At 25.4% G+C, this 8,122-nt stretch carries 6 protein-coding genes and 1 pseudogene; all 7 read right to left on the reverse strand.

The window, feature by feature from the left end; all coding sequences use genetic code 11:
- Positions 1–119 precede the first annotated feature (119 nt).
- Positions 120–536, reverse strand: a pseudogene (locus KHD59_RS02165) (tRNA uridine-5-carboxymethylaminomethyl(34) synthesis GTPase MnmE); the annotation flags it as partial.
- Between the two features lie 445 nt (positions 537–981).
- Positions 982–2,001, reverse strand: coding sequence for a DHH family phosphoesterase (locus KHD59_RS02170; protein WP_213680507.1), 1,020 nt, complete (start codon positions 1,999–2,001; stop codon positions 982–984).
- A 41-nt stretch (positions 2,002–2,042) separates the two neighbouring features.
- Complete coding sequence (locus tag KHD59_RS02175; protein WP_215419674.1) at positions 2,043–3,779, reverse strand: ABC transporter substrate-binding protein; 1,737 nt, start codon at positions 3,777–3,779, stop codon at positions 2,043–2,045.
- Positions 3,763–4,680, reverse strand: a complete 918-nt coding sequence (locus KHD59_RS02180) for a carbohydrate ABC transporter permease (protein ID WP_004995101.1) — start codon at positions 4,678–4,680, stop codon at positions 3,763–3,765. The genes KHD59_RS02175 and KHD59_RS02180 overlap by 17 nt, the downstream gene beginning before the upstream one ends.
- Positions 4,681–4,690: 10 nt before the next feature.
- Entirely contained in the window at positions 4,691–5,650 is a 960-nt protein-coding gene (locus tag KHD59_RS02185; RefSeq protein ID WP_004995102.1) for a carbohydrate ABC transporter permease, read from the reverse strand.
- Positions 5,651–6,748, reverse strand: a complete 1,098-nt coding sequence (locus KHD59_RS02190) for an ABC transporter ATP-binding protein (protein WP_004995105.1) — start codon at positions 6,746–6,748, stop codon at positions 5,651–5,653.
- Positions 6,749–6,806: 58 nt separating this feature from the next.
- Positions 6,807–8,122: asparagine--tRNA ligase (gene asnS, locus KHD59_RS02195; RefSeq protein WP_213680505.1), on the reverse strand; the 1,316-nt coding region annotated here is incomplete at its 5' end.

Genomic DNA, 8,122 nt, shown 5'->3' on the forward strand with positions numbered 1-8,122 from the left:
TATTAATTACTCTTTCGAGACAATTAATCAAGCCCACCTTACAGTGTTTACGTGACCTCTGGATATTATCACTCCAGGCTATGCGTTAAATAGCGGAATTATGCGCATCTTTTGCGCCCTAAATCCATAATAGCTTCTGCTTGTAATAAATCGATTTTCTTATTTAAAAAAGCTCTTTTACTAAATTCACCTGGTTCCGCTAATCTAAAAAATGGTAAAGACAAAACTCTTTCTAACAGAAGTTTAGTAATTAAAGTTCCTCCGTGAGCCTGAATTTCAATAATATCTTCACCTGTAAACGATTGAGGAGCTCGAAAAATAGAAATTAACACTTCATCTAAAACTTCGCCTAAATGATTTAAAATAAAACCATGATGAATGGTATGAGTGGATACCTCCAATAAATTAGTTTTTTTAATACCTTTAAAAATACTATTAATACCCTCAATAGCTTTATTTCCGCTTACACGAATTACACTAATACTACCTATACCTAAAGGTGTGGCAATAGCTGCAATAGTTTCTTCTTTTAACATTATTTACTCGCTTTAATTTATTTTTTTATTTTGTTTATTGTAATATTTAAACCAAATGGTCAATTATTTTTTATAATATGGAATTATTGGTTAATTTAATAACTAACCTTTAAGAATATCGACATTAATTCTTTAGAGGGGAGATAATTTTTATTTTAACAATAAGTTTTCATATTTCATTCGTTAATAAACTATCCGATAAGGCTTATTGTATATCAATATCAATAGCTTCTAGATTGTTCGGTTTCAGTAGTCTAAAAGATAGACGTTTATCAAATTAAATTTTCTTAGCTCCTTAGGACCTTTCAAGTTAATCCTTAGATTCTTTAGGTGATATCATTTTGACTAACTGCTTCATCACAATCCGCTTTTAAACGCTATTTTAATTTCCTTATTCTTTACTTTAAGGAACTGTTATTATCTTTTTAGTTTATTATCATACTAGTTATTGATTAGATAATTTGATATTTAGGTCCCTTTGATGTTCGTAATCTTTAATAGAATTTTTAGCTAATTGAATTACTTGATCAATCTCTTGTTGATTATACACATTCATACCGCAAGCACGGAAATGACCGCCACCATTGAATTTATTAGCAATATGATTTATTTTAGGACCTATCGAACGTATACTTATTTTCCAATAATTATTCACCTTATTTTCTATTATAAATAACCACACAGGATGATCTTGAATATTGTGAAAAATATTAACTACACTATTTATATCTTCAAATCTTAACTTAAATTTTTCAATAATTTCATTAGTAATTTTGACATAAATTAAACCATCCTCAGCAACAAAATTACTACACACATAACCTTTAAATCTTAATATATTTATGGGTTGAACAGTAATTTTGGTATCAATTTGAAAAGCATCAAAACCATAACTTAACAAATCAGATACTATCTTTAAAGTTTTATGATTAACTCTATCAAAACGAAAATGACCCGTATCTGTGACCATACCAATATAAATAGGTAAAGCTCCTTTTATACTCAATTTCAAATTATTAATTTCTTTAAAAGTATAAATCATTTCTGAACAAGAAGAAAAATTAGGTTCAATCCAAGAATTTTTTTCGTCTCCATAAACATCTCCTATCAAATGATGATCAATACGTATAATTTTTTTAGCTATTTTATATCTAAAATCACTAATTACATTAGTATTTCCGCAATCCACTACAATAGCTAAAGATTTAGCTATGATATCATCATTAATTTCATCCATTATACCTAAAAAAGAAAAAATAGGATTATTTTCGCCTAAAGCATAAACTTGTTTATTAGGAAAACTTTGTTGAATAATATCTTTCAATCCTAATTGAGAACCATAACAATCTCCATCTGGATTTTTATGCCCAAATATAGTAATGATATCAAATTCATTTATATTATGAAGAATTAAATGATTAATAGATATCATATTGGTATTCATTTCTACTACCTTTTGATTCATTTTTTATATTCTCCTAAATTATTTAATAAAACCTTTTTATATTAATCATGGACAATCCTTTTATAAGCTTCCATAAATAAAAAATTTATTTTTTCCTTTAAATTGATAGTTCGATTATCAAGGGCTAAAATTTCTGTAAATAAATCATTTAATATCGAACGAAAAAATACCACATTAGAAAAAATAGGTGTAGTAAAATAAGTATTTTTTTTATTATTATCATAAGTATGCTCTTGAGCAAATTTAACAGATTTATATTTATACAAATCACGTCTTCCATTTTTTTTATCTTGAATCATTTTTGCATTTAATTCATTATTAAGATCACTATGCGAAGGTATACTTAGTAATATCTTTTCTAATTTTTGGATTTGGTCATCAACAAAATTCTTTGAAGGATCAGAATCTAGTTTTAATGCGTTTAAGGTGTTCAAAACATCTTCTCGAGTAATAATAAAACCTCCTTTGCCTAATAACATATCCACATAAACATCCTTAGACATTAAATATTTTAAAAATAACCAAGAAGCTAACATTTTATCATTATCTTCTGAATAAAATAAATTAACATTAGGACCTTGAATAATATTTTTATAATCATCCGTATAGCTCATACAAGGAAAAGGAGTCATCTCTATATTAAAATCTGACATTTGATTATGTAATAAATCAGAACGTCTAGTAGAAGTAATAAACATACCAGTTTTACGTTGCATAAACATTTCTTTATTACTAATACCAATTAATTTGGAACTAGTTAAAAAACCTTTATTATAAAAATTTTCCTTAAAATATTGCATATTTTTTTTTACATTTTCATCTAACAAAAAACTCTTAATTGAATGTTCATCCTTAGGATAAGATATGCCTTTTTGTTCATTACTAATAATAATTAAATTAGCTAAACTTTCGGATGTAATAGGAATAAAAGTAGGATCTTGTTTAAGCGATACAATTTTAGCACACAAAGTTTCTAAATAAGGCCAAATTAAATAATCTTTATTATTAATTAAAGCTTTAAAATCGAATCTACCATTAGAATCAATAATTTCTTGACAAGAATCTTTAAAATCGGATTTATGTTTTTCATAAAAAACTTTATTTAAATCATCACGATATTGTTTAAACAAATCGCTATCATAAAACATAACTTCTGTCGATTTAACAAATGGTAAACTATAATGATGATCTTGTCCATCATATACGTTAGGTAATTTTAATTTTTTAGCATAACCTGGAAAAAAATTATATTTATTATTAGATTCTGAGGTTTTACCAAAATCCTCATCATAATCCATGAAAATATCTAACGGTACCACTTTAAATGATTTAGAATAAAATTCAATATGATCATCATAAGAAAATGCAATATTAGGTTGTTTGTTAACAGGTAAAGAATTAGCCACACTTTTACAAATTTGTTCCCAATTAACCTTATTAACATCTTTAATCTTAATATTAGGATTATGTTGTTCAAATTCTCGAATAGTCTCTTTAACAATTTCTAATTCTCTAGGATATAAAGTATGCCAAAAAATAATTTCTACAGGTTTTTTAAGATGTTTAAAATAATTAATTTGAGAATTATGATTTTGAAATTTTTTACTAACCAAATTCCTTAAATTATCATATTTTTTAATAAAAAATTCGTTATCTTGAGAAGTTCTTAAGGAATTAGAAATTATAATGAAAACAATAATAGTGCCAAAATAAATAAATATTTTGCTCACATTACCGATATTTAAAATTTTCGATTTCAAATTAACCTTTAATACCACGTCGACTATCTCCAGATATAATATATTTTTTAAATACAATAAATAAAAATAATAAAGGTAAATTAATCAAAACAAAAATTGCCATTTGAAGATTAAGAGTATCCATAAAAGCTTCTGAATCGAAAATTTTTCTTATCATATTCGTTAATAATTTAGCACCGACCAATTCTGGCCAAGCATAAGCATTCCAAGCAGCTATAGTCCTGAAAACAGAAATTACAATAACAGTAGGTTTCGTAATAGGTAATAAAATTTTACATAAATATTGAAAATTCGTAATACCATCAACTTTAGATGTATAATAAAGTTCTTTAGGTACGCGTTTAAAAGTTTGAATTAACAAAAATAAATGCACTACATTGATTAAATAAGGAAAAGTCATTGCTAAATAAACACCACCAGGAACAATAGAACCATTACCATTATCCACTAAACCCCAATTAGAAACAGTACGAAAATTTGTCAAAACTAAAGTTTCGCTAGTAATGGACATAGCTAAAAATAATAACATTAAAATAATTCTCTTCAAAGGAAAAACAAAAAAACTTAAAGCAAAAGCTGCTAAAACACAACAAATAGTACCTGCCAAAGTCGATAAAGATACCATAATGCAAGTATTAACAAAATATTTCAAAAATTTAAAATCTTTAATAGCGAAAACATTTTTATAATTAATAAATTGTAAACCTTGTTTAGGCCAACTCAATAAATTATTTTGTATAATATCTTCATTACTTTTCAAAGAAGTGATAACCATAACATAAAAAGGAAATGTTAAAAATAACAAAATAAATATCAAAAATAAATACTTAATAATAATAAAGTAACTAATTTTACTTAACTTATGTTTAATATTACAAACATTTATACTTATATAACGATAAATCTTACTAATATCCATACAATAATTATTACAAATCCACTTTCATCAATTTATTTTCTTTTTTAGAAATGTAAAAACTCATAGTAGTAAAAACAACAGAAATTAATAATAATATCGTAGCAGCTGCTGCTCCTTTAGAATAAGAATTATAATGAGAACTAGATAATTGATTATAAATATAACCTACCAAAGTTTGTACTCGATAATTAGCGTTTCGCCCGAAAACACCTATAACAGATTCATACTCTTTGATAACCATTAAAGTTTCAATGATTAATTGATAAAAAATAATCGGAGCAAGTAATGGTAAAACTATTTTAGTTAAAATGCGAAATTTAGAAGCTCCATCGATTTTGGCAGCATCATAATAAGATTTATCAATATCCTGCAAAGATAAAATAAAAACAAATATTTTAAAAGGTAATCGAGCCCATATATTATAAAAAACTAAAACAAAAATTTTATGCGAATAAGGAGCAGCGATGTTAATCCAAGGTTGCGGACGAATACCAAAAAAACCTAAAAAAGAATTAAATAATCCTTCTGGTCTATAAGAAATCAAATTAGTAGTATTATAATAAAAAAAAGAACCAAAAATCATACTCATAATAATGGTATTAGATAATAATGGTAATAAAAAAAATGTTTTAAAAAAATGTTGAACTACATAATTACGAACACTATTTAAAGCTAAAGCAATAATTAAAGATAAAAAAATAGATATCGGAACACAAATAATAACCAAAATCAAAGTATTTCGTAATGCAAAAATAAAATCTATATCTTTAAAAATGGCAATATAATTACTAAAACTAAAAAAATCAGAAATTTTCATACTAAAAGAATCATTAAATTTATCATATTTAGCATTAAAAGAAATAATAATATTTTTAACCAAAGGATAAAAGGTAAAAACAGTTAAAAAAATCAACATAGGAGCTAAATAATACCAATGTCTACGATTTTTATATCCCATAATCTCTAACATTTAAAAAATCCTATTTTCATTAATTTTATCAAAAACAAATAATTTATTTTTTTTAATATCAAAACGAATTTTTTGTTTATTAATTTGATCAGCTTTTAATTGTGTTTGTTGATAAGTAGGTATAATAATTTGAAATGTTTTATGAATGGATTCATTTTTTTTAGCCAATAAAACTAATTCACGACCTAAATTTTCCAAAGCTATACCTTCGATTTCAAAAATTCCATCTTTTTTTAATTCATAACCCTCAGGCCTAATAGCCACATAAACTTCTTTATTATCAAATGATTGAAAACGTTGATCTTGTAAGATCACATTTTCACCTATTTTTAAATTACCACGATTCAATATGCCATGAAAAACAGAAATAAGAGGAACACCTAAAAAAGAAGCTACAAACAAATTAACAGGATTATTATAAATTTCATACGGGGTACCTACTTGTTGAATAGTACCTTTATTCATAACATAAATTTTATCACTCATATACATGGCCTCTTCTTGATCATGAGTTACTAAAACAGCTGTTACATTAGTTTTAATCTGTATTTTTCGTATTTCATCTCTCATTCTAATACGCAAATGAGTATCTAAATTAGATAAAGCTTCGTCTAACAATAAAATACCAGAATACTTAATTAAAGCCCTAGCTATAGCTACACGTTGTTGTTGACCACCGGATAATTCAAAAGGCATTTTATCTAAATAGTCACTAGTAGATGTTAAAGCAGAAATTTTATCTAATTCTTCTTGAATTTTCTCAGAAGATACTTTTAAGTTTTGTAAAGGGAATGTAATATTTTGACGTGCAGTCATATGAGGATACAAAGAATAATTTTGGAATACCAAACCGACACCTCTTTTTTCTGGAGGAACTTTTGTAACATCAATATTATCAAAAAAAATATTACCTTCAGTAACTGAAATTAAACCTGCTATGATATAAAGAATAGTCGATTTACCACAACCTGAAGGTCCTAAAATACTTACTAATTCTCCTTTTTTTATTTCTAAATTAATATTTTTAACTGCGAAAGTTTTTTTACGATTATGTTTATTAACAAAAACTTTAGAAACATTTGACATTTTAATAAACATATTTTTTATATAACCTCTTTTATTTTGTTTTTTTAGACTTTTTTGTAAAAAAGAAATATTAAGAAATATTATAATAACTTCTAGGAAATGCAATAACATCCCTTATATTATCTAAACCCGTTAAATAAAGTAGCATTCGTTCAAACCCTAAACCAAATCCAGAATGAATACAACTACCAAAACGACGCAAATCTAAATACCAGTCTAAATCTATTTTATTTATTTGCATTTCTTTCATTTTATCTTGTAAAACTTCAAATCTTTCCTCTCTTTGAGAACCGCCTACTAATTCTCCTACTTTCGGAACTAATAAATCCATAGCCGCAACCGTTTCATTATCAGAATTATTACGCATATAAAAAGCTTTAATATTTTTAGGCCAGTTAGTTACAAAAATAGGTTTTTTAAAAATAACTTCTGTCAAATATTTTTCATGTTCTGTAGATAAATCTTCACCATAAATAGGTTTTTGTTCAAAATCATATGAACTTTTATTAAGGATATTCATAGCTTCTTTATAAGTAATTTGAGGGAACTCTTTAAGATTAACAACATAATTCAATCGACTAATTAAACCGGGTTCAATATTTTTTTCAAAAAAATCTAAATCAAATTTATTTTTTTGTAAACAAAATTTAATAACATATTGCAACATTTGTTGAACTAAAACAATATTATATGATAAATCACAAAATGCCATTTCTGCTTCAATCATCCAAAATTCGGAAATATGACGAGAAGTATTAGATTTTTCTGCTCTAAAAGTAGGAGAAAAAGTATAAACTTTATTTAAAGCTGTTGCAAAGGCTTCAGCTTCTAATTGTCCCGTTACAGCTAAAAAAACAGGTTTTCCAAAAAAATCTTTTTTAAAATCAAGATTTTTTTGATTTGATAAATCTTGAAGATTAAAACTCGTTACTTGAAACAAAGAACCAGCTCCTTCGCCATCATTAGTAGTAATGATAGGGGTATGTATATTAATAAAACCTTTGTGTTGAAAAAAATTATGTATAGCACAGGTTAAAGTATTTCGTAATCTAAAAACGGCTCCGAAAAGTTTTGTTCTCAATCGCAAATGAGGCAATTGTCTTAAAAAAGCTTTAGAATGTGGTTTTGGTTGAATAGGATATTTTATAGAACTAGAACCTAAAACAACAATACAAGAAGCAACTAATTCAAAATATTTAGAAGAAACATCTTCTAAAGGCATTAAAAATCCTTCTACATAAACAGAAGCTCCAATATTAAGTTCATGTTTAATTTTTTTCAAACAAATAAAATCATTATCTTTGCAAATAATCTGCAAATCTTCAATAAAAGTACCATCATTAATATCAATGAAAAAAATTTTTTTTTGAAAACGGCAATTTTTTA

The sequence above is a fragment of the Sesame phyllody phytoplasma genome, from assembly GCF_018390775.2.
Lineage (GTDB): Bacteria > Bacillota_I > Bacilli_A > Acholeplasmatales > Acholeplasmataceae > Phytoplasma > Phytoplasma australasiaticum.

Excerpts from the sequence above, each read along its gene's own strand:
- KHD59_RS02170 (WP_213680507.1), bottom strand. The coding sequence starts at position 2,001 with ATGAATCAAAAGGTAGTAGAAATGAATACCAATATGATATCTATTAAT.
- KHD59_RS02180 (WP_004995101.1), bottom strand. The coding sequence starts at position 4,680 with ATGGATATTAGTAAGATTTATCGTTATATAAGTATAAATGTTTGTAAT.
- KHD59_RS02185 (WP_004995102.1), bottom strand. The coding sequence starts at position 5,650 with ATGTTAGAGATTATGGGATATAAAAATCGTAGACATTGGTATTATTTA.
- KHD59_RS02190 (WP_004995105.1), bottom strand. The coding sequence starts at position 6,748 with ATGTTTATTAAAATGTCAAATGTTTCTAAAGTTTTTGTTAATAAACAT.